This is a genomic window from Bradyrhizobium sp. UFLA01-814, from assembly GCF_046718885.1.
In the GTDB taxonomy this organism is placed as follows: Bacteria; Pseudomonadota; Alphaproteobacteria; order Rhizobiales; family Xanthobacteraceae; genus Bradyrhizobium; species Bradyrhizobium elkanii.
The window spans coordinates 26,440-47,441 of sequence record NZ_JAQOSR010000034.1 but is presented as its reverse complement, the minus strand read 5'-3'; the positions used below and the strand labels follow the sequence as shown (position 1 = coordinate 47,441).

The window sequence follows — 21,002 nt, the reverse complement described above, 5'->3', positions numbered from 1 at the left end:
AAGCTGTCCCGCCTCTCAATGTCGTCCTGGCGAAAGCCAGGACCCATAACCACGACTGCCCGGGTTGGGTAGGCTGGACCCACAGCGGGCTCAAACAACGATCATTTGGGGTAATGGGTCCTGGCTTTCGCCAGGACGACAAATCGTTGTGTGGCACCGGCGGATTCAGCGACACAAAGGCTGTCAATCCGCGCAAAAATCCCTAAGTTTCGGCCATGCCGAAAACAGCCTCCAAAGCCCCCGCCAAGCCCGCATCGAAGACCGACCCCAAGCCCGTCGCCGCCAAGGCCACGGCGAAGGGCGACCATGTCTTCCTGGTCGACGGCTCGTCTTACATCTTCCGCGCCTACCACGCGCTGCCGCCGCTGAACCGCAAATCCGACGGGCTGCAGGTCAACGCCGTGCTCGGCTTCTGCAACATGCTGTGGAAGCTGTTGCGCGACATGCCCGAGGACAACCGGCCGACGCATCTGGCGATCGTGTTCGACAAGTCGGAGATCACGTTCCGCAACAAACTCTACCCTGACTACAAGGCGCACCGGCCGCCGGCGCCCGACGATTTGATCCCGCAATTCGCGCTGATCCGCGAGGCGGTGCGCGCCTTCGAACTGCCCTGCCTCGAGCAGGTCGGCTTCGAGGCCGACGATCTGATCGCGACCTATGCGCGGCTCGCCAGCGAGCGCGGCGCGACCACGACGATCGTGTCATCGGACAAGGATCTGATGCAGCTCGTCAACGACAAGGTCGTGATGTACGACACGATGAAGGATCGCCGCATCGGCCGCGACGAGGTGATCGAGAAGTTCGGCGTGCCGCCGGAGAAGGTGGTCGAGGTGCAGGCGCTGGCCGGCGACTCCACCGACAACGTGCCCGGCGTGCCAGGCATCGGCATCAAGACCGCCGCGCAGCTGATCATCGAATATGGCGATCTCGATCAGCTGCTGTTCCGCGCCGGCGAGATCAAGCAGCCGAAGCGGCGCGAGGCGCTGCTGGAGAACGCCGACAAGGCGCGCATCTCGCGCCAGCTCGTGCTGCTCGACGACAAGGTCGACCTCGAAGTGCCGCTCGACGACCTCGCCGTGAACGACCCCGATTCGCGCCGGCTGATCGCCTTCCTCAAGGCGATGGAGTTCACCACCCTCACCCGCCGCGTCGCCGACTACGCGCAGATCGACCCGGCCAATGTCGAGGCCGACCCCGGCAACAAGAGCGGCGCGAGCGTGTTCTCGCCGTTGCCGCCGTCGGATGTGACGCCGGCGCCCGGAGACACCCCGACATCGGCCGCGGCACCGCTGCCGAAAGCCAAGCCGACCGGTGCGCGTGACGACAAGAATTCAAACCTGAAGGGCACGCCGGCGACGCTGGCCGAGGCCCGTGGCGAGGCAATCAGGAAGACCGGCTTCGACCGCAAGGCGTATCAGGCGATCGGCAGCCTCGATCAGCTCAACGCCTTCATCGCCCGCGTGCCCGACACCGGCTATGTCGCGATCGAGGCGATGTCGGAATCGATCGACCCGATGCAGGGCGAGCTCTCGGGCCTTGCACTGGCGCTGGCGCCAAACGATGCGTGTTACGTCCCGCTCAGCCACAGGCAGGCCGGCGGTGGCGCGGGCCTGTTCGATGCCGGCCTCGCACCCGGCCAGATCAAGACGGCCGAGGCGCTGGCGGCGCTGAGGCCGCTGCTGGAGTCCGTCGGCATCCAGAAGGTCGGCTTCGACGTCAAGTTCACGTCGGTGATGCTGGCGCAGCACGGAATCACGCTGCGCAACATCGACGATGCGCAGCTGATGAGCTACGCGCTCGATGCGGGCCGTGGCTCGCATGCGCTGGAGGCGCTCGCCGAGCGCTGGTTCGGCCACGCCGTCGTCAACTACGGCGGCCTCGTCGGCAGCGGCAAGGGCAAGCTGACCTTCGATCAGGTCACGATCGACAAGGCCGGCGAATATGCGGCCGAAAGCGCCGACGTGATCCTGCGGCTGTGGCGCGTGCTGAAGCCGCGTCTCGTCGCCGAGCGGATGGCGACGGTGTACGAGACGCTGGAACGGCCGCTGGTCTCGGTGCTGGCGCGGATGGAGCGGCGCGGCATCTCGATCGACCGCCAGGTGCTGTCGCGGCTGTCGGGCGATTTCGCCCAGACCGCCGCACGCGTCGAGGCCGAGATCCAGGAGATCGCCGGCGAGCCGGTCAATGTCGGCAGCCCGAAGCAGATCGGCGACATCATCTTCGGCAAGATGGGGTTGCCCGGCGGCAGCAAGACCAAGACCGGCGCGTGGTCGACCACCGCGCAGGTGCTCGACGAGCTTGCCGAGCAGGGCCACGAATTCCCGAAGAAGATCCTGGAGTGGCGCCAGGTCTCGAAGCTCAAGTCGACCTACACCGACGCGCTGCCGACCTACGTCAATCCGCAGACCCATCGCGTCCACACCACCTACGCGCTGGCCGCGACCACCACGGGCCGGCTGTCGTCGAACGAGCCGAACCTGCAGAACATCCCTGTTCGTACCGAGGACGGCCGCAAGATCCGCCGCGCCTTCATCGCGACGCCGGGCCACAAGCTGGTGTCGGCCGACTACTCACAGATCGAGTTGCGGCTGCTCGCCGAGATCGCCGACGTGCCGGTGCTGCGCCAGGCATTCCGCGACGGGCTCGACATTCACGCCATGACCGCATCCGAAATGTTCGGCGTGCCGATCAAGGACATGCCGAGCGAGGTGCGCCGCCGCGCCAAGGCGATCAATTTCGGCATCATCTACGGCATCTCGGCATTCGGCCTCGCCAACCAGCTCGGCATCGCCCGCGAGGAGGCCTCGGCCTACATCAAGAAATACTTCGAGCGCTTCCCGGGCATCCGCGCCTATATGGACGAGACCAAGGATTTCTGCCGCCGCAACGGCTATGTGACGACGCTGTTCGGGCGCAAGTGCTACTACCCCGACATCAAGGCCTCCAACGCCTCGGTGCGCGCCTTCAACGAACGCGCCGCCATCAATGCGCGCCTGCAAGGCACCGCGGCCGACATCATCCGCCGCGCCATGATCCGCGTCGAGGACGCGCTCACCGAGAAGAAGCTCTCGGCGCAGATGCTTTTGCAGGTGCATGACGAACTGATCTTCGAGGTGCCGGACGATGAGGTCGCGGCGACGCTGCCGGTGGTGCAGAAGGTGATGCAGGATGCGCCGTTCCCGGCGGTGCTCCTGTCGCTGCCGCTGCAGGTCGATGCCCGCGCCGCGAACAACTGGGACGAGGCGCATTAGCGGCTCCTCACCTCTCCCCGCTTGCGGGGAGAGGTCGGATCGCTCTTGCGATCCGGGTGAGGGGGTACAGGTCTAACCACGGCCGCTACAGGTGGAGAGAGCCCCTCACCCCAACCCTCTCCCCGCAAGAGCGGGGCGAGGGAGCGCACCGGCTTCGCCGCGACATTGCTCCGAGAGCAATTCCAGCATGGCCGCGCGACGGACGACACGCTAGAAGTGTGCGCATCCCTCGCGAGACCCATCATGCCCCACACATCCGCTTTGCTCGGCTTTGCGCTCATCTGCCTTGGCATGGTGCTGACGCCGGGGCCGAACATGATCTATCTGATCTCGCGCTCGATCACGCAGGGGCCGGCGGCCGGCATCGTCTCGCTCGGCGGCGTGGCGCTCGGCTTCGTGTTCTACATGCTGTGCGCGGCATTCGGCATCACCGCGCTGCTGTTTGCGATTCCCTACGCCTATGACGCGCTGCGCTTTGCCGGCGCGGGCTATCTGCTCTGGCTGGCGTGGCAGGCATTGAAGCCCGGCGGCCGCTCGCCGTTCCAGGTCAAGACGCTGAAGGTCGACGGCCCGCGTAAATTGTTCGCGATGGGCTTCGTCACCAATCTGCTCAACCCGAAGATCGCGATGCTCTATCTGGCGCTGCTGCCGCAGTTCATCGATCCCGCCGGCGGCAGCGTGCTGACGCAGTCGCTCGCGCTCGGCTCGATCCAGATCGTGATCAGCGTCAGCGTCAACGCGATGATCGCCCTCGCCGCCGGTTCGATCGCGGTGTTCCTCGGCACCCGCCCGACCTGGCTTTTGGTGCAGCGCTGGCTGATGGGCACGGTGCTCGCAGGGCTGGCGATGAAGATGGCGCTCGAGGCGCGGCGGGCCTAGCGAGTACCCTCTCCCCTTGTGGGAGAGGGTGGCTTCGATGCTTCGCATCGAAGCCGGGTGAGGGGTTGTTTCCACGGGTTCGTCTGCGGGGACAACCCCTCATCCGGCGCTTCGCGCCACCTTCTCCCACAAGGGGAGAAGGGAAGTAAGCGCGTAGGATGGGTAGAGCGCAGCGAAACCCATCATGACCGCCGCGGATTCGAAGTGATGGGTTTCGCTTCGCTCTACCCATCCTACGGTTCAGCAACCCTCAATCCAGCTTCGCCTCCATGCCCCGCTTCGTCGCGGGGCGAGCCATCAGCGTCTCGTACCAGCGCTTGACGTTGGGGAAGTCGGCCAGGTCGACCTTGTGGCGCGGATGGCGCCAGGCCCAGCCGAGGATGGCGAAATCGGCGACCGACAGATCGCCGGCGACGAATTCGCGCCCATCAAGCCGGCGATCCAGCACGCCGTAGAGTCGCCGCGTCTCGGCCATGTAGCGCTTCAGGCCGTAGGCGCGGTCCTGCTCGTTCTCCAGCGCGATGAAATGGTGCACCTGGCCCGGCATCGGGCCGAAGCCGCCCATCTGCCACATCAGCCACTCATAGACCGGGATTCGCTCGGCGAGCGGCTTCGGCAGGAACTTGCCGGTCTTCTCGCCGAGATAGAGCAGGATCGCGCCGGACTCGAAAATGCTGACCGGCTTGCCGCCGGGCCCATCCGGATCGACGATCGCCGGGATCTTGTTGTTCGGGCTGATCGCGAGGAAGGCGGGCGCCATCTGCTCGCCCTTGCCGATGTTCACCGGGATCACCTTGTAGGGCAGCCCCATTTCCTCCAGCGCCACCGAGATCTTGCGGCCGTTGGGGGTGTTCCAGGTGTGCAGCTCGATGGTCATTTCCGCTTCCCGTGCAAGTGTTTGGGCAAGTGTTTGGTCGAGTGTTTGGTCGAGTGTTTGGCACCTGCTTACGGGGAACGGAACGGCCGCACAACCGCGCTTTCCGGAAAGCACGCCCGCGGAAATCGCGGCTTGGGCACTGTTGACGGCGGAATTTCCACGCTGGAATGTGCCGGTAAGCGTGGATAGATTGCCGCCCGCCTCAAACCCTCAAGGGAAAAAGTCTTTGTCCAAATCAGCCTCCCGCGCCCGCCTCGCCGAGATCATCCGCAAGCGTTCGTTCGGCCGCGGCGAGATCACGCTGGCGTCGGGCCGCAAGAGCGACTTCTATTTCAACCTGAAGCCGACGATGCTCGATCCTGAAGGCGCGGCGCTGCTCGCCGAGCTCACCTATGAAGCGCTGAAGGACGACAAGCTCGATTTCGTCGGCGGGCTCGAGATGGGCGCGGTGCCGCTCGCCGGCGCCATCGCGCAGCTGTCCTGGCTGAAGGGCCACCCGATCGCGGCGTTCTTCGTACGCAAGAAGCCGAAGGAGCATGGCGCTAAGCTTTCCGTCGAAGGGCTTGCGAAGGGCGAGAGCCTTGCGGGCAAGCGCATCGTCATCGTCGAGGACGTCACCACGACAGGCGGCTCGGCGCTGAAGGCGGTGGAAGCCGTACGCGAGGCCGGCGGCGAGATCGCGCTGGTCTTCACCATGGTCGATCGCGAGGAAGGCGCGACCGAGACGTTTGCCGAAGCCGGCTTGCCGTTCCGCGCGCTCTACAAGGCGGGCGAGTTCCTGAAGGACTGAGGCGCTTTGGCGGCTATCTCCCGTCTTCGCGTATCGCCGCGCGGTGCGCGTTTCATGTGACGCCGTCACCCTCAATCAATCGCTCGTTTACCATCCCGCCTTAAGGTGATTCCGCCGGGGCAGCTTGTCGCCGCGGCGTGGCGCGTCGGGTGGAGTTGGCGTTGCGTACAGAGTTGAGTGATCGGCGCATGCGGCGCCGCGTGATGCTTGCCGCCGCAGCCGTTGCGGGTTCCATCCTGGTGGTGCCCGCGCCTGTGTCAGCCGAAGGGCTGCTCGACTTCTTCTTCGGCGGTTCCCAGAAGCAGCAGAGCCGGCAGGCACCGCCGCAAGCCAGTTTCTTCGCCGACCCGTTCGGCCTCAACCAGCAGGCTGAACGGCAGCCGTCCGCCCCCATCTCGGCGCCGCGCGTGGCCGGTTCCGGACCGGCATATTGCGTGCGCAGCTGCGACGGCAAATATTTTCCGCTGACGATGCGCGGCAACGCCACGCCGGCGCAGCTTTGCCAGGCGTTCTGTCCGGCGAGCGCGACCAAGGTCTATTACGGCAGCCATATCGACAGCGCCGCATCGACCGCCGGCGAACGCTACGCCGACAGCGAGAACGCCTTCGCCTATCGCAAGGCGCTGCGCGCCGACTGCACCTGCAACGGCCGTGACCCGGCGGGGCTTGCGCCGGTCGACCTCGCGCTCGATGCCTCGCTGCGTGCCGGCGACGTGATCGCGACCACCGACGGCCTCGTCGCCTACACCGGCATCCGTGTCGGCAACGAGCAGTCGTTCGACTTCACGCCGGTTGCCTCCTATCCCGGATTGACCTCGGCGGTCCGCGCGCGGCTCGGCGAAATGAAGGTCGCCCCCGTCAGCGCCGAGATCGCGGGCGATGCGCCGCTGCCTGAAACCAGAAGCGATGTCGCGCCGTCGTCTGGTGTGCCGAAGGGCAACGCCGCAAAGCCCGCCAAGCGGGCCGAGGCGAACTGACGGGCGTAAGCCCGTCATTCCGGGGCGCCTCGAAGAGGCGAGCCCCCAATTCGCAATTGCGAATTGTGGAATCTCGAGATTCCGGGTCTGGTGCTTAACGCACCATCCCCGAATGACGGGATAGCAAACTGTCAGCGCGCCACGATCACGCCGATCACGTTCGGCGCGGCCATGTATTTCTCCTCGATCGCGGCCCGCGCGGCCGCGCGGTTCTCCGGATTGAGGATGCCGCGCTTCTCGGCGAGGATCATCCAGCAATAGCCCCACCAGTCCGTCAGCATGCCGTGATCGTCGACGAGATCATAACCCTGCTCGCCGGCGAAAATCCGCGCATGCGCTTCATCGAGCGAATCGAGCCAGGCGTGATCCTCGTCCGAGAACAGCTCGTCGCTGAAATCGTCCGTGGTGTAGCCCCAGATCGACATGCAGACCGCGTTGAACTCGCGATCGAGCTGGTCGTCGTCGATCGGCTGGCGCCGCGAGGCCTGGTGCAGCCGCGACAGCGACCGCGCGAAATCGGCAATCCGGGTCAGGGCGAATTGATCGAAGGCGATGGTGGACATGTAGTCCTCGCAGAGACTGAAAGACCATAGATATTGTGTCGGCGCAGGCACCGAATCACAATGATATATCAAAGACTTGCTAAAGTGTTCTTAATTCGTTCTGATTGGTTTATAGACCGCCCCCGGACGTCGTCCTGGCGAAAGCCAGGACCCATTACCCCAATAGGCCGACATCTCGCGAGCTCGGGCCACGAATGAGCACCGCTGGCAGCTATTACGTCTACATCCTCGCAAGCCGGCATCACGGCACGATCTATATCGGGGTCACCAATGATGTCGGCGCGCGGCTTGAATTGCATCGTTCCGGGCGAGGCTCCAGATTTGTGCTGAAGTACAAAATATTCCGCCTCGTCCATATCGAGGAATTCGCCTCGCCGCAGGAAGCCATCGCACGCGAGAAGCAGCTGAAGTTCTGGAAGCGCGATTGGAAGATCAAGCTGATCGAAGCGGAAAATCCGGATTGGAACGACCTGTCGGGCCTCATCTGACTATTGGGGTAATGGGTCCTGGCTTTCGCCAGGACGACGATGCGGCGCGAGCGAGCATCATGGCCCCGTCGCGCGCGGATGCTGCCCCCAAAGCAATTCGGGCCGCTGACCAGGTCAGCGGCCCGTTGAAAATGGCTTCGGAATGAAATGCGTCGGAATGAAATGCGTCGGAGCTGAAAAATGTGCCCGCCCCACGAGCGACAGCTGTGTTTGTAAAGGCTCCGTTAAGCCTTGGAAATCCGTATCACCACGGTGTTTCTGATTGCGCGTGAAAGCGCGTTGCGCGGCCGCTTAGTTCGCCGCCGAGAGCAGCTTGTCACCGCAGGCATTTGCGTAGAACTTGCCGCCGCATTGCCGCTTGATGGCGGCGCAGCGCGCGGCGGGCGATGCGTTCTGCGCCACGCTGAAGCCGCAACTCAGGCCGTCGGCGCTGCGGCCCGGTCTGCCCGCTGCATCGGCTGCGCTGGTCGCCGTGATGCACACCACGAGCAACGCCGCGGCCGCGATCTCGATCAAGAGTCTCATCACGCATCCTCCGGTCAATTGTCGCCAAATCCCGGCTTCTGCAACGCCATCGTAGCACCCATGACGGCTGCTCCGGAAGGTTCCCGAAGCGGCCCGGTCCTTGCATAAAATCACGGCAGCGCTGTGTATGGCATCGTCCCTGACGGTTTCGATTGCCATGCAACGCGGGTATCATTGCGCCGGAGCGTGATCGGAAGGCCGCGGAACCGGGATTTCCGGGGGAACCATGCTCCACCAATGAGATGAGGTCATGATGCCGATCATCGCATCATGTTCCGGTTTGAACGGCAGGGATTGGGCGCGTTGCAGGAACAGACAAACTACCCGGCATTGAACCAGCCGATCGACGAGCTGGCGCTGACCGAGATCAAGAGCGCGATCCTGGCCAAGCTTCGGCTTGCGATCGGCAAGGACGCCACCGTTGCGACCAGACGCGACTGGTACAAGGCCGCGGCGCTGACGCTGCGCGACCGCATCGTGCACCACTGGCTGACGGCCGAGAAGCAGAGCTACGACGCCGGCGCCAAGCGCGTCTATTATCTCTCGCTCGAGTTCCTGATCGGGCGCCTGTTCACCGACGCACTCAACAATATGGGACTACTGCCGCTGTTCGAGGCGGCGCTCGGCGATCTCGGCGTCGATCTCTCGGACCTGCGCAAATGCGAGCCGGATGCGGCGCTCGGCAATGGCGGCCTCGGCCGGCTTGCGGCCTGCTTCATGGAGAGCATGGCGACGCTGGCGATCCCCGCGACCGGCTACGGCATCCGCTACGATTTCGGGCTGTTCCGCCAGATCATGAACCATGGCTGGCAGCAGGAATATCCCGACGAGTGGCTCGCCTTCGGCAATCCCTGGGAATTCCAGCGGCCGGAGGTGGTGTACAACGTTCACTTCGGCGGCCATGTCGAGCATGTCGACGATCGCGGCCGCGACCGCGCCACCTGGCACCCGGCGGAAACCGTCGAGGCCATGGCCTACGACACGCCGATCGTCGGCTGGCGCGGCCAGCACGTCAACGCGCTCCGCCTGTGGTCGGCGCATGCGCCCGACCCGCTCGAGCTCGACGTCTTCAACACCGGCGACTACGTCTCGGCCAGCGCCGAGCAGGCCCGCGCGGAAGCGATCTGCAAATTCCTGTATCCGAACGACGAGAGCGCGGCGGGCCGCGAGCTCCGGCTGCGGCAGGAATATTTCTTCGTCTCGGCCTCGTTGCAGGATCTCGTGAAGCGGCATCTCGCCTCCGACGGCGGGCTGCGCAACCTCGCGCAGAAGGCGGCCGTGCAGCTCAACGACACCCATCCGAGCCTTGCGGTCACCGAGCTGATGCGCATCCTGGTCGACCTGCACAATTTCCGCTGGGACGAGGCCTGGAAGATCACGGTCGCGACGCTGTCCTACACCAACCACACGCTGCTGCCGGAGGCGCTCGAGACCTGGCCGGTCGAATTGTTCGAGCGGCTGCTGCCGCGGCATCTCGAGATCATCTACCGCATCAACGTGGCCCATCTCGCGCTCGCCGAGGAACGCTTCCCCGGCGACATCGAATATCGCGCCTCGGTCTCGCTGATCGACGAGCGCAGCGGCCGCCGCGTACGGATGGGCCAGCTCGCCTTCGTCGGCTCGCACCGCATCAACGGCGTCTCCGCGATGCATTCCGACCTGATGAAGGAGACCGTGTTCCACGACCTCCACCATCTCTATCCGTCGCGCATCACCAACAAGACCAACGGCATCACCTTCCGCCGCTGGCTGATGCTGGCCAACCCGCGGCTGACCGCGCTGCTGCGCGAAACCTGCGGCGAGGCCGTGCTCGACGACTTCTCGCTGCTCGAGCGCCTCGAGACCCATTCGAGCGATCTGGAATTCCAGAAGCGCTTCCGCGACGTCAAGCATCACAACAAGCTGGCGCTGGCGCGGCTGATCCGCGAGCGTAATGGCATCCAGGTCGATCCCTCGGCGCTGTTCGACGTGCAGATCAAGCGCATCCACGAATACAAGCGGCAGCTGCTCAACATCCTGGAGACGATCGCGCTCTACCACGCGATGAAGGACGATCCGCGGCGCGACTGGGTGCCCCGCGTGAAAATCTTCGCCGGCAAGGCGGCGGCGAGCTACCGCTACGCCAAGCTGATCATCAAGCTGATCAACGACGTCGCCGAGGTCGTCAACAACGACGCTTCGCTCGGCGGCAGGCTGAAGGTCGCCTTTCTCGCCGACTACAATGTCAGCCTCGCCGAGGTGATCATTCCGGCCGCCGATCTCTCCGAGCAGATCTCGACCGCCGGCATGGAGGCCTCCGGCACCGGCAACATGAAGCTCGCGCTGAACGGTGCACTGACGATCGGCACGCTCGACGGCGCCAATATCGAGATCCGCGACAATGTCGGCGAGGAGAACATCGCGATCTTCGGCCTCGAGGCCGGCGACGTCATGGTCCGCCGCAAGCAGGGATTGGACGCCAGCGACGCGATCCGCAAATCGCCGCGGCTCGAGCGCGCGATCCGCGCCATCGAGAGCGGCGAGTTCTCGCCCGGCGATCCCGCACGCTTCGCCTCGATCGGGCACGCGCTGCGCTACCTCGATCACTACATGGTCTCCGCCGATTTCGATTCCTACTACGACGCGCAGCGCGGCATCGACGCGCGCTGGCGCGTGCCTTCCGCCTGGACCCGCGCCTCGATCCTCAACGTCGCGCGCATGGCCTGGTTCTCCTCCGACCGCACCATCCGCGAATATGCCGAGGACATCTGGCACGTGCCGGTGCATCCGGGCGCCTCGCCGCAGCTCGGCGCCCAGCGCGAGGCGAAGGGCTAATCCCGGGACACGGAAATCGATTACGCCCGACGTCATTGAAATCAGCGCGATCGCCCGCGATATTGCATGACGAACGTCATTGCTCGTCATTGCGTATGGCGATACGGAAGCGCCAGTCGATATTGAAAGATCTGCATGCTCACCAAGACCCCGCACCTTTTCGATGAAGCAACCGCCGTGACCGCCGGCGACAGCCGCTGGCAGGGACAGACCAGTCCCGATTACTGGGCGTTCGTCGGTCCGTTCGGCGGCTGCACGGCCGCGACCATCCTGCGCGCGCTGATGCAGCACCCGCAGCGCGCGGGCGATCCGCTGGCGCTGACGGTCAACTACTGCGCGCCGGTCGCCGAGGGCGTGTTCGATCTCGATGTCCGCCTGGTCAAGGCCAACCGCTCGAGCCAGCACTGGTCGGTCGAGATGACGCAGGGCGGCGGCGAGGTCGCGACGCTGGCGACCGCCGTGTTCGCCGAGCGCCGCCCGTCCTGGTCGCACCAGCCCGCCGGGTTTCCGGGCGCCGCGCCGTTCGAAGAGCTGCGCTCCTTTCCGAAGCTCAAGATGACCTGGGCCAACCAGTACGATTTCCGCTTCGCCGAGGGCGAGCCGAAGTTCGCCGGCGGCGGCGGCGCGAAGCAGCCGTCGAGCCCTTACTCAAAGCTCTGGATCGCCGACCGTGTGCCGCGCAAGCTCGATGCGCTGTCGCTGATGTCGATGTCGGACGCGTTCTTCGGCCGCGTCTTCCACGCAAGGCATGAGCTGGTGCCGTTCGGCACCGTGTCGCTGACGACCTATTTCCACGCCGACGCGGCCGACCTGGATGCGGAGGACATCACCCGCGTGCTCGCCACAGCCGACGCCAAGACCTTCCACAAGAGCTACGGCGACCAGCACGGCGAATTGTGGTCGCCTTCCGGCCGGCTGCTCGCGACCACGACGCAGATCGCGTACTTCAAGGCGTAGCCAAATATCCACATTGGTCTGTCAGGACCGCATTGCCTATTTCAAGGGTTGAGGGAACATTGGCACGTCGCTTCTGTTCCACACCTTTGGGAGCACTGCTGCATGTCCGAAGCCGACACTTCAAGACCCTCGCGCATCGCCCTGCTTGGCGTTCCCATCGAGATCGGCGCGTCGCAGGCCGGCCCGCTGATGGGACCGGACGCGCTACGCACCGCGGGCATCGCGCGCCTGCTCGAGCAGCTCGACTTCCAGGTCGACGACCACGGCAACCTTGCGATCCCCCAGGTCGTCGCCGACGGCCCGGTGCCGGCCAACACCAGGTTCTACGATGAAGTGAAGACCTGGACCCGTGCGCTCTCCGAGCGCGCCTATTGGCTGGCGCATTCCGGCGCGATCCCGATCTTCATGGGCGGCGATCACTCGCTGTCGATGGGGTCGATCAACGGCGTCGCACGCTACTGGCAGGAAAAGGGCCGGCCGCTGTTTGCGCTGTGGGTCGATGCCCATGCCGACTACAACACGCCGGCCACCACCATCACCGGCAACATGCACGGCATGTCGGCCGCTTTCCTGTGCGGCGAGCCTGGTCTCGACGATTTGCTCGGCGGGCTGCCGCGCGCCTCGATCCCGCCCGATCAGCTCGACCTGATCGGCACGCGTTCGGTCGATCCGCTGGAGCGCAAGCTGCTGCGGCAGCGCAACGTGTCGATCGCGGACATGCGCCAGATCGACGAGTTCGGCGTCGCGGTGCTCACGCGCCGCGTCATCGAACGCGTCAGGGCGAAGAACGGCGTGCTGCACGTCTCGTTCGATGTCGACTTCCTCGATCCGGCGGTGGCACCCGGCGTCGGCACCACGGTGCCGGGCGGCGCGACCTATCGCGAAGCCCATCTCATCATGGAGCTGCTGCACGATTGCGGGCTGGTGCGCTCGCTCGACATCGTCGAGCTCAATCCCTTCCTCGACGAGCGCGGCCGCACCGCGCGCGTCGCCGTCGAATTGATCGGCAGCCTGTTCGGCCTGCAGATCACCGACCGCCAGACGCCGAGCAACGCGGTGCTGCCGGAGATGGGGGAGTAAGGCATAGCGAAACGCGCTCCAGCTCCTGCCCGTCACCCTGAGGAGCGCGCACTTGCGCGCGTCTCGAAGGGTCGACGGCCCGACTGTGGCCGTGCATCCTTCGAGGCTCGCAAGAGCTCGCACCTCAGGATGACGGGGAGATAGCGTTGCGCGCTGCGTAACAAAGCAACAAAAAAGGCGGCCACAACGGCCGCCTTTTCAAATCGCGTACTGCTTGCGCGGCTTACTCCGCCGCCAGCTTCACTTCCGGCGCGGCGGCGCGGACTTCGGCGTCGACCTGCGCTTCGAACTTGGCGAAGTTCTTCTGGAACATGCCGACCAGCGCACGCGCGGTCTTGTCGAACTCGACCTTGTCGGCCCAGGTCTTGATCGGGTCGAGGATGTGCGGCTCGACGCCCGGCAGCGAGGTCGGCACCGCGAAGCCGAAATACTTGTCGGTGCGGAAGTCGGCGTTGCGGAGCGAGCCGTTCAGCGCCGCGGTGAGCAGCGCGCGGGTCACCTTGATCGGCATGCGCCGGCCGGTGCCGTACTTGCCGCCGGTCCAGCCGGTGTTGACCAGCCAGCAATCGACATTGTGCTTGGCGATCAGCTCGCGCAGCATGTTGCCGTAGACCGACGGATCGCGCGGCAGGAACGGCGAACCGAAGCAGGTGGAGAATTCCGGCTGCGGCTCGTTGCCGAGGCCGCGCTCGGTGCCAGCGACCTTCGCGGTGTAGCCGGACAGGAAGTGATACATCGCCTGCGCCGGCGTGAGCTTGGCGATCGGCGGCATGACGCCGAAGGCGTCGGCGGCGAGCATCACGACGTTCTTCGGATGCGGCGCGCAGCCGGTGCGCGAGGCGTTCGGGATGAAATCGAGCGGATAGGCCGAGCGGGTGTTCTCGGTCTTCGAGCCGTCGTCGAAATCGGGCACGCGATCATTGGCGCCGAGCACGACGTTTTCCAGCACCGCGCCGAACCGCTTGCTGGCGGCGTAGATTTCCGGCTCGGCTTCGCCGGACAGCTTGATGCACTTGGCGTAGCAGCCGCCTTCGAAATTGAAGACGCCGTCCTCGCTCCAGCCATGCTCGTCATCGCCGATCAGCGTACGCTTCGGATCGGCCGAGAGCGTGGTCTTGCCGGTGCCGGACAGGCCGAAGAAGATCGCGGTGTCGCCGTCGGCGCCGACATTGGCCGAGCAGTGCATCGGCATCACGCCCTTCTCGGGCAGATAGAAGTTCAGCGTGGTGAACACGCTCTTCTTCATCTCGCCGGCATATTGCGAGCCGCCGATCAGGACGATCTTGCGGGCGAAATCGATCGCGACGACGTTCTCCGACTTGCAGCCGTGGCGCTTCGGATCGGCGCGGAAGCTCGGCAGGTCGATGATCGTCAGCTCCGGCACGAAGCTCGCGAGCTCCGACGCCTCGGGGCGGATCAGCAGCGTGCGGATGAACAGCGAGTGCCAGGCAAGCTCGGTGAAGACGCGGGTCTTGATGCGATGCTTCGGATCGGCGCCGCCATAGAGGTCCTGCGCGAACAGCGTCATGCCTTCGGCATGCTTGAGGAAGTCGGCATGGAGCGCCGCGAACTGCTCCGAGGTGATCGACTGGTTGCCGGCCCACCACATGCTCTTGTCGGTCAGGCCGTCGCGGACCGTGAACTTGTCCTTCGGACTGCGGCCGGTGAACTCACCGGTATCCGCGCAAAGCGCGCCATCGGCCGACAGCACCGCTTCGCCATTACGCAGCGAATGCTCGTAAAGCTGAGGCGCGCCATAATTCCAATGCACGCCCTTGAGATTTTTTAAGCCGAATTTGTCGGCGCCGAAGGCACCGTTATGCACGCCCGTCTCTTGCACGAAGAACCTCCTCGAACCCGCGTATCCTTGTTCGCGCGAATGTCGCTAGTCGCGCCCCGCCGCGGTGACCGTGATCAGAATATAGCCTCTCGGCTTCGGTCCGGCGACCTAATAGTGGGGATCGCCGGGCTTGCCAAGCCAATCGAACGGCTTTTGGCTGATTCCAAGGCAGGCACATCATCTGGCGCAAATACCGCAGCGCGAAACCCTTTCGTCTTGCTTTCGTTTTCTCGTTGTTTTCCCGACAGTCGAGCGACGTTTCGTCGCCTTTCCTGCCGCGCACGGAGCTTTGCGATGCACAAAAAGTGCCAGCCGGCAGGCAGCGCCTTCGCCGATCGAGGCGAACGGCGCGGAGAATGCCGGGTATGCATTTCGCGCTGAGGATGTATCGTTGAGATGAGCCGCCGCGCATTGACGCAGCGCTGCAGAGCCGAGCATGACCACGATCGTGTTGCACGCGGCACCACCTGATCGGCATTGAGCTGCAGATGAAAGCTGCTGACGAGCAGTTTCGATTGCGCTCAACACGCCTTCGTCGAAGCCCGATTATATCAATGCTCAACTGCGATGAATGTTCCGCAACGCGTGGCGTTCGGCGGCGATCGCTGACCCCGGCGATCGATGATAACGCAATCAGCGCGGTCGCACGCGCGCGCGTCAGTGCGGTCGACACCGCGATCCGGCTGATTTTCCGATGCAGCCGCGCCAGACATTCTTGCATGCACATCGAGCCAACGGCGATGACACGACACGCCCGTGCGAAATGATCGCGCTGTCAAATCCGCGCAGACTGGAAGCGACGCGCGGTTAAAGGACGCTTCGCCTCGGCGACCGCGCAATCGCGCCGCCGCGGCCATGCGACACCATGCCTCGCCACGGCCGCAGCGCCGCCGGGCGGACAGGTGGTTTGCTCCTATCGCTTCCTATTCCTTGACGCGTTCCTTGGCGCGCGCCTCGCCGGCGAGCCGCACCAGCATCTTGCGCAGCCCGGTGCCGGTGGTGACGCGCTCGGGGAAATCCAGCCGCAGCGTGTCGCGGCCGGCCTGCATGTCCATGCCGTCGGGATCGCAGCCGGTGCAGAGCCAGTCGGCGCTTTCCGCACCGAGCAGCCGCGTGGCGTAGAGGTTCATGGCCTCGCGGTGATCCTCGTTCATATGCGCCACCGCGCCGGGCTCGGCCTCGAGCAGCTCCTCGGCTCCCCCGAGATCGGTCCGGAATTGCGCGGGTTTGAGGTCCACGATGCGGCCAAACCCGGCGACCAGATGGGCGCCGCTCGGCTTGATCCGGAAAAACGAAAAATCCTTAAATTCCACAAAGGCTTCCGCTGACGGATGGGCGCCGAGATAGCGCCGGCGGACGAGCTCCCGCCCGCCCTCCGCAACTTCCTCCGCCTGACCGGCCAGCATGATCCGGGCACCCTCCAGCGGATCGCCCTCGGCGCGCTCGTCCAGCATCAGCGACACCCTGGGATCGGCCAGGATGTTCTTGGTATGCAGCGCCAGCCGGGAAATCAGCAGGATCGGCGAGCCGTCGGGATGGCTGGCCAGATTGACCAGCGAGCAATAGGGAGCGCCGGTGCCGGCCATCAACGTGGCGAGGGCGCCCTGGCGGCTGCGGCGGAGCAGCGAGCGGGCAAGGTGGGCAGGATCGAAGTCGGCGGTCGGTTGCATGGGCCTATCGGGTCATTTTGGGGGCGAATCGGGCGGGTTCCCTGTGAAAAAAGGGCCTTTTCTCATGGTCTAAGGGTGCTATATGGGGACCCATCGCGTGGGTCGCAGAAGCGGATTTTTGCGGAACTCGGTCACACTTCAGCCCAGCTTGCATTGCTCGTTGACCGCGTTCGAAGCCCAATTCTACGGCGCGTCGCCAGAGTGCCCGCCGTCTAAGCCACTCTCATTGTGAAAGCAGCACATGCCCACAATCGCCCTGGTCGACGACGACCGCAACATTCTCACTTCGGTTTCGATCGCGCTCGAAGCCGAAGGCTATCGCATCATGACCTACACGGACGGTGCGTCGGCGCTGGATGGGTTTCGCACGTCGCCGCCCGATCTTGCGATCCTCGATATTAAGATGCCGCGCATGGACGGCATGGAAACGCTGCGCCGGCTGCGCCAGAAGTCCGACCTGCCGGTGATCTTCCTCACCTCGAAGGATGAGGAGATCGACGAATTGTTCGGCCTGAAAATGGGCGCCGACGATTTCATCCGCAAGCCGTTCTCGCAGCGCCTGTTGGTCGAGCGGGTCAAGGCCGTGCTCCGCCGCGGCCAGCCGAAGGATCCGACCGCCGCGCCGAAGGAGCCGGACGCCCGCGCGCTCGACCGCGGCCTGCTGCGGATGGATCCGGAGCGCCACACCTGCACCTGGAAGAACGAGCCGGTGACGCTCACCGTGACCGAATTCCTGATCCTGCAGGCGCTCGCCACCCGCCCCGGCGTCGTGAAGAGCCGCAACGCGCTGATGGACGCGGCCTATGACGACCAAGTCTATGTCGACGACCGCACCATCGACAGCCACATCAAGCGGCTGCGCAAGAAGTTCAAGGTGGTCGACGACGACTTCGAGATGATCGAGACGCTGTACGGCGTCGGCTATCGCTTCAAGGAAGCCTGATCTGCACTTCCGGAGCGGCTTGTTAACTGACAGGTTCCGCACGGCTGGGGTAAGCTCGGGCGATTGTCTGCTTCGCGGGACGACATCCATACCAACCGGCAGCTTTGCCAGTGCTTGATCGAACGCAGCTCGAGCAAGGCCAAAACACCGAGGACGCGTCGCAGCTCCTCGATCAAGAGGCCGTGACCGACGAATTGGCGCGCGACAAGGGGTGGCGCCGTCCGCTCGGCTGGCTGCGCCGCGCCGGCCAGTTCTTCTTCGCGCTGTCGTTCTCGAGCCTGACGCGCCGCATCGTCTCGCTCAACCTCGCCGGCCTCGTCGCGCTGGTCGCCAGCATCCTCTATCTCTCGCAGTTCCGCGCCGGCCTGATCGAGGCGCGCACGCAGAGCCTTCTGGTCTATGCCGAGATCATCTCGGAGGCGATCGCGGCGTCCGCGACCGTCGAAGGCAATACCGTCACCATCGATCCCGATCGCCTGCTCGATCTCAAGCCCGGCGAGAGTTATGGCCAGCCGGACGAATCGGCGGATTTCCCGATCAATCCCGAGCGGGTCGCGCCGGTCCTGCGCCGCCTGATCGCACCGACCAAGACGCGGGCCCGCATCTTCGACCGCGACGGCGGCCTGATCCTCGACAGCCGCAATCTGTTCGCGCGCGGCGACGTGCTGCGCATGGAGCTGCCGCCGCCGTCGGAGAAGCCGTCGCTCTACGAGAAGACCAAGGCCACGATCAAGACCTGGCTCAACCGCGGCGACCTGCCGATCTACCGCGAACTCGGCCCCGAAGGCGGCAAGGGCTATTCCGAAGTCGCGCAATCGCTCGAGGGCATGAAGGGCAGCGCGGTGCGCGTCACCGAACGCGGCGCGATCATCGTGTCGGTTGCCGTCCCGGTGCAGCATTTCCGCGCCGTGCGCGGCGCCTTGATGCTGACCACCCAGGGCGACGACATCGACCAGCTGGTGATGTCCGAGCGGCTCGCCATCCTCAAGATCGGCGGGGTCGCCTCCGCCGTCATGATCATGCTGTCGCTGCTGTTGGCAAGCACGATCGCGGGCCCGGTGCGGCGGCTCGCCGACGGTGCCGAACGCGTCCGCCACCGCATCCAGACCCGTGTCGAGATTCCCGACTTCACGGGGCGCCGCGACGAGATCGGCCATCTCTCCGGCGCGCTGCGCGACATGACCAACGCGCTCTACAGCCGCATCGAGGCGATCGAGATGTTCGCCGCCGATGTCGCCCATGAGCTGAAGAACCCGCTGACCTCGCTGCGCTCCGCGGTCGAGACGCTGCCTTTGGCGCGCAACGAGAACAGCCGCGCGCGGCTGCTCGCCGTGATCGAGCATGACGTCAGGCGGCTCGACCGCCTGATCTCCGACATCTCAGACGCCAGCCGGCTTGATGCCGAATTGCAGCGCCAGGACATGGCGCCGGTCGATCTGCGGCGGCTGCTGACGACGCTGACCGGCGTCGCCAACGAGACAAGGCTCGGCCACGACGTCGCCGTCGAAGCCCGCTTCGAGGGCCGCGGACCGACCGATACGCTGTCGGTGCCCGGCCATGATTCACGGCTCGGCCAGGTGATCTCGAACCTGCTGTCGAACGCGCAATCATTCTCCAAGCCGGGCGACAAGGTGCGCATCGTCTGTCGCCGCACCCGCGGCGAGGTCGAGATCGTGGTCGACGATGACGGGCCCGGCATCGGCGAGGACGCGCTGGAGCGGATCTTCGAGCGCTTCTACACCGACCGGCCGCACCAGGGTTTTGGCCAGAACTCCGGCCTCGGGCTTTCGATCTCCAAGCAGATCATCGAAGCGCATGGCGGACGCATCTGGGCCGAGAACCGCTTTGGCCCTGCGGACACAGACGGCAAGCCCACCGCCGCCGGCGCGCGTTTCGTGGTCAGGCTGCCAACACTATGAGCGACAATTCGAGCGTGCACGCATCCGCCGTTCTGGTCGGCGAGCGTGCGGTGCTGATCCGCGGCCCGTCGGGCGCCGGCAAGTCGCGTCTCGCCTTCGACCTGATTCTCGCCGGGCGCACCGGAGTGCTTCCGCCGGCCATTTTGGTGGGGGATGACCGTGTCCATCTCGACACAGCCGGCGAACAATTGTGGGTTCGTCCGGTTCAGCAATTGGCCGGTCTGATCGAGATCCGAGGCCTCGGAATCCGCCATTGTCCGTTCGCAGGCGAGGCCGTGGTGGGGCTGATCGTCGACCTCGCCGCCGACGACGCCGAGCGGCTGCCGTCGCCCGAGGCGCTCACGATTCGCCTTAATGGTGTTTTAATACCGCGAATTCCCGTCGGCATCGGCTTCCAACCCCTGCCGCTGGTTGTCGCTGCGCTGACGACAACCTGAAAGTTCATGTTCCCGTAATCTTGCGGCCAATTGTGGGAAGGGAATTGGTAACCATATCACATCCACTATCGCGTCGGATTTTGCCGGCGCAGCCTCCCCTCTCTACCGCCAGGAACCGGGAGACTAGCCAAGATGCCCTCTTGCGCAGGGCCTCTGGATGGTCAAAGTGGCGCGTTCGTGCGGTGCACCAAAGGGCGCCCGCGAGGAGTTTCCGATGATTGGTCTAGTGCTGGTGACCCATGGGCGCCTTGCCGACGAGTTCCGAGCGGCGCTCGAACACGTCATGGGTCCGCAGAAACAAATTGAAGCGATTACGATCGGGGCCGAGGACGATTCCGATCTCTGTCGAAGCGACATCATCGAGGCGGTGAACCGCGTCGATAGCGGCGACGGCGTTGCGATTCTCACCGACATGTTTGGCGGCACGCCGTCCAACCTTGCGATCTCCTGCATGAGCCGCCCGAAGGTGGAAGTGCTCGCAGGCATCAACCTTCCCATGCTGGTCAAGCTTGCCAAGGTTCGCGAGGAGCGTTCGCTGCCCGACGCGATCGCGATGGCCCAGGAAGCCGGCCGCAAATACGTCACCATCGCCAGCCGCGTTCTCGCAGGCAAATGAGCGACGAGGCTCCGGGCGGAAATCAAATCGGCCCGGGCGTGCCAGCGGGCGCTATTTCCCGTGAGCTGCTGATCGTCAACAAGCGCGGCCTGCATGCGCGGGCATCTGCCAAGTTCGTCCAGCTGGTCGAGCGCTTCAACGCCGAGATCTGGGTCACCCGCGGCACCGAGACCGTCGGCGGCACCTCGATCATGGGCCTGATGATGCTCGCCGCCGGGCCCGGCACCACGGTCGTGGTCTCCGCAAAGGGCGAGCAAGCGCAACAGGCGCTCGACGCCATCGCCGAACTCGTCGCCAGCAAGTTCAACGAGGAAGGCACTTAGGTGCTGCCTCGCGTGCCGCGACGCTAAGCGAAAGCCTCTTCCCGTCATCC

Annotated in this window: 18 protein-coding genes; 13 read left to right on the top strand and 5 right to left on the bottom strand. The window is 65.0% G+C overall.

Translation table 11 applies throughout. The features are described 5' to 3' along the window. Positions 1-215 precede the first annotated feature (215 nt). Together polA and PMN64_RS13135 are read left to right on the top strand one after the other, a co-directional pair. Positions 216-3,254, top strand: a complete 3,039-nt coding sequence (gene polA / locus PMN64_RS13140) for a DNA polymerase I (RefSeq protein WP_411780994.1) — start codon at positions 216-218, stop codon at positions 3,252-3,254. Positions 3,255-3,497: 243 nt separating this feature from the next. Continuing rightward, a complete protein-coding gene (locus PMN64_RS13135) occupies positions 3,498-4,133 on the top strand; it encodes a LysE family translocator (RefSeq protein ID WP_411780993.1) in 636 nt (211 codons plus the stop codon). Between the two features lie 250 nt (positions 4,134-4,383). Here PMN64_RS13135 and PMN64_RS13130 read toward each other — a convergent pair whose 3' ends face one another. Then, positions 4,384-5,010, bottom strand: a complete 627-nt coding sequence (locus tag PMN64_RS13130; RefSeq protein ID WP_092122897.1) for a glutathione S-transferase family protein — start codon at positions 5,008-5,010, stop codon at positions 4,384-4,386. Between the two features lie 226 nt (positions 5,011-5,236). Here PMN64_RS13130 and pyrE point away from each other — a divergent pair, with 226 nt between their 5' ends. Together pyrE and PMN64_RS13120 are read left to right on the top strand one after the other, a co-directional pair. After that, positions 5,237-5,800: an orotate phosphoribosyltransferase gene (pyrE, locus tag PMN64_RS13125; RefSeq protein ID WP_018269561.1), complete on the top strand. Its 564-nt coding sequence runs from the start codon at positions 5,237-5,239 to the stop codon at positions 5,798-5,800. 188 nt (positions 5,801-5,988) lie between these two features. Next, entirely contained in the window at positions 5,989-6,777 is a 789-nt protein-coding gene (locus PMN64_RS13120) for a DUF2865 domain-containing protein (protein ID WP_411780992.1), read from the top strand. A gap of 131 nt (positions 6,778-6,908) precedes the next feature. Here PMN64_RS13120 and PMN64_RS13115 read toward each other — a convergent pair whose 3' ends face one another. Beyond that, on the bottom strand, positions 6,909-7,340 hold the full coding sequence (locus tag PMN64_RS13115; protein ID WP_016843277.1) for a hypothetical protein: 432 nt from the start codon (positions 7,338-7,340) through the stop codon (positions 6,909-6,911). A gap of 194 nt (positions 7,341-7,534) precedes the next feature. Here PMN64_RS13115 and PMN64_RS13110 point away from each other — a divergent pair, with 194 nt between their 5' ends. Continuing rightward, on the top strand, positions 7,535-7,828 hold the full coding sequence (locus PMN64_RS13110) for a GIY-YIG nuclease family protein (protein ID WP_411780991.1): 294 nt from the start codon (positions 7,535-7,537) through the stop codon (positions 7,826-7,828). 291 nt (positions 7,829-8,119) lie between these two features. On the opposite strand, the gene PMN64_RS13105 is transcribed toward PMN64_RS13110, so the two are convergent. Beyond that, complete coding sequence (locus PMN64_RS13105) at positions 8,120-8,353, bottom strand: hypothetical protein (RefSeq protein ID WP_016843279.1); 234 nt, start codon at positions 8,351-8,353, stop codon at positions 8,120-8,122. Between the two features lie 270 nt (positions 8,354-8,623). Here PMN64_RS13105 and PMN64_RS13100 point away from each other — a divergent pair, with 270 nt between their 5' ends. The 3 genes from PMN64_RS13100 to rocF all read left to right on the top strand — a co-directional run bounded on the left by PMN64_RS13100 (position 8,624) and on the right by rocF (position 13,204). After that, a complete protein-coding gene (locus PMN64_RS13100; protein WP_411780990.1) occupies positions 8,624-11,167 on the top strand; it encodes a glycogen/starch/alpha-glucan phosphorylase in 2,544 nt (847 codons plus the stop codon). Between the two features lie 135 nt (positions 11,168-11,302). Then, a complete protein-coding gene (locus tag PMN64_RS13095) occupies positions 11,303-12,124 on the top strand; it encodes an acyl-CoA thioesterase (protein WP_411780989.1) in 822 nt (273 codons plus the stop codon). A gap of 102 nt (positions 12,125-12,226) precedes the next feature. Next, complete coding sequence (gene rocF / locus PMN64_RS13090; RefSeq protein ID WP_411780988.1) at positions 12,227-13,204, top strand: arginase; 978 nt, start codon at positions 12,227-12,229, stop codon at positions 13,202-13,204. A 223-nt stretch (positions 13,205-13,427) separates the two neighbouring features. Here the strand turns inward: rocF and PMN64_RS13085 are convergent, their stop codons facing one another. Then, the gene (locus PMN64_RS13085) at positions 13,428-15,044 is read right to left on the bottom strand and encodes a phosphoenolpyruvate carboxykinase (RefSeq protein WP_304498400.1); all 1,617 of its coding nucleotides are present in this window, start codon (positions 15,042-15,044) and stop codon (positions 13,428-13,430) included. 923 nt (positions 15,045-15,967) lie between these two features. Further along, the gene (locus PMN64_RS13080) at positions 15,968-16,714 is read right to left on the bottom strand and encodes a HugZ family protein (RefSeq protein ID WP_411780987.1); all 747 of its coding nucleotides are present in this window, start codon (positions 16,712-16,714) and stop codon (positions 15,968-15,970) included. Positions 16,715-16,955: 241 nt separating this feature from the next. On the opposite strand from PMN64_RS13080, the gene PMN64_RS13075 reads away from it, so the two are divergent. The 5 genes from PMN64_RS13075 (at position 16,956) to PMN64_RS13055 (ending at position 20,952) form a co-directional block, all read left to right on the top strand. Next, positions 16,956-17,657: a response regulator transcription factor gene (locus tag PMN64_RS13075; protein WP_016843287.1), complete on the top strand. Its 702-nt coding sequence runs from the start codon at positions 16,956-16,958 to the stop codon at positions 17,655-17,657. 110 nt (positions 17,658-17,767) lie between these two features. Then, complete coding sequence (locus PMN64_RS13070) at positions 17,768-19,576, top strand: stimulus-sensing domain-containing protein (RefSeq protein WP_411780986.1); 1,809 nt, start codon at positions 17,768-17,770, stop codon at positions 19,574-19,576. Continuing rightward, positions 19,573-20,013, top strand: a complete 441-nt coding sequence (locus PMN64_RS13065; RefSeq protein ID WP_411780985.1) for an HPr kinase/phosphorylase — start codon at positions 19,573-19,575, stop codon at positions 20,011-20,013. The genes PMN64_RS13070 and PMN64_RS13065 overlap by 4 nt, the downstream gene beginning before the upstream one ends. A 214-nt stretch (positions 20,014-20,227) precedes the next feature. Continuing rightward, complete coding sequence (locus PMN64_RS13060; RefSeq protein ID WP_021076632.1) at positions 20,228-20,629, top strand: PTS sugar transporter subunit IIA; 402 nt, start codon at positions 20,228-20,230, stop codon at positions 20,627-20,629. After that, positions 20,626-20,952: an HPr family phosphocarrier protein gene (locus PMN64_RS13055; RefSeq protein WP_028340460.1), complete on the top strand. Its 327-nt coding sequence runs from the start codon at positions 20,626-20,628 to the stop codon at positions 20,950-20,952. The genes PMN64_RS13060 and PMN64_RS13055 overlap by 4 nt, the downstream gene beginning before the upstream one ends. Positions 20,953-21,002: the final 50 nt, after the last annotated feature.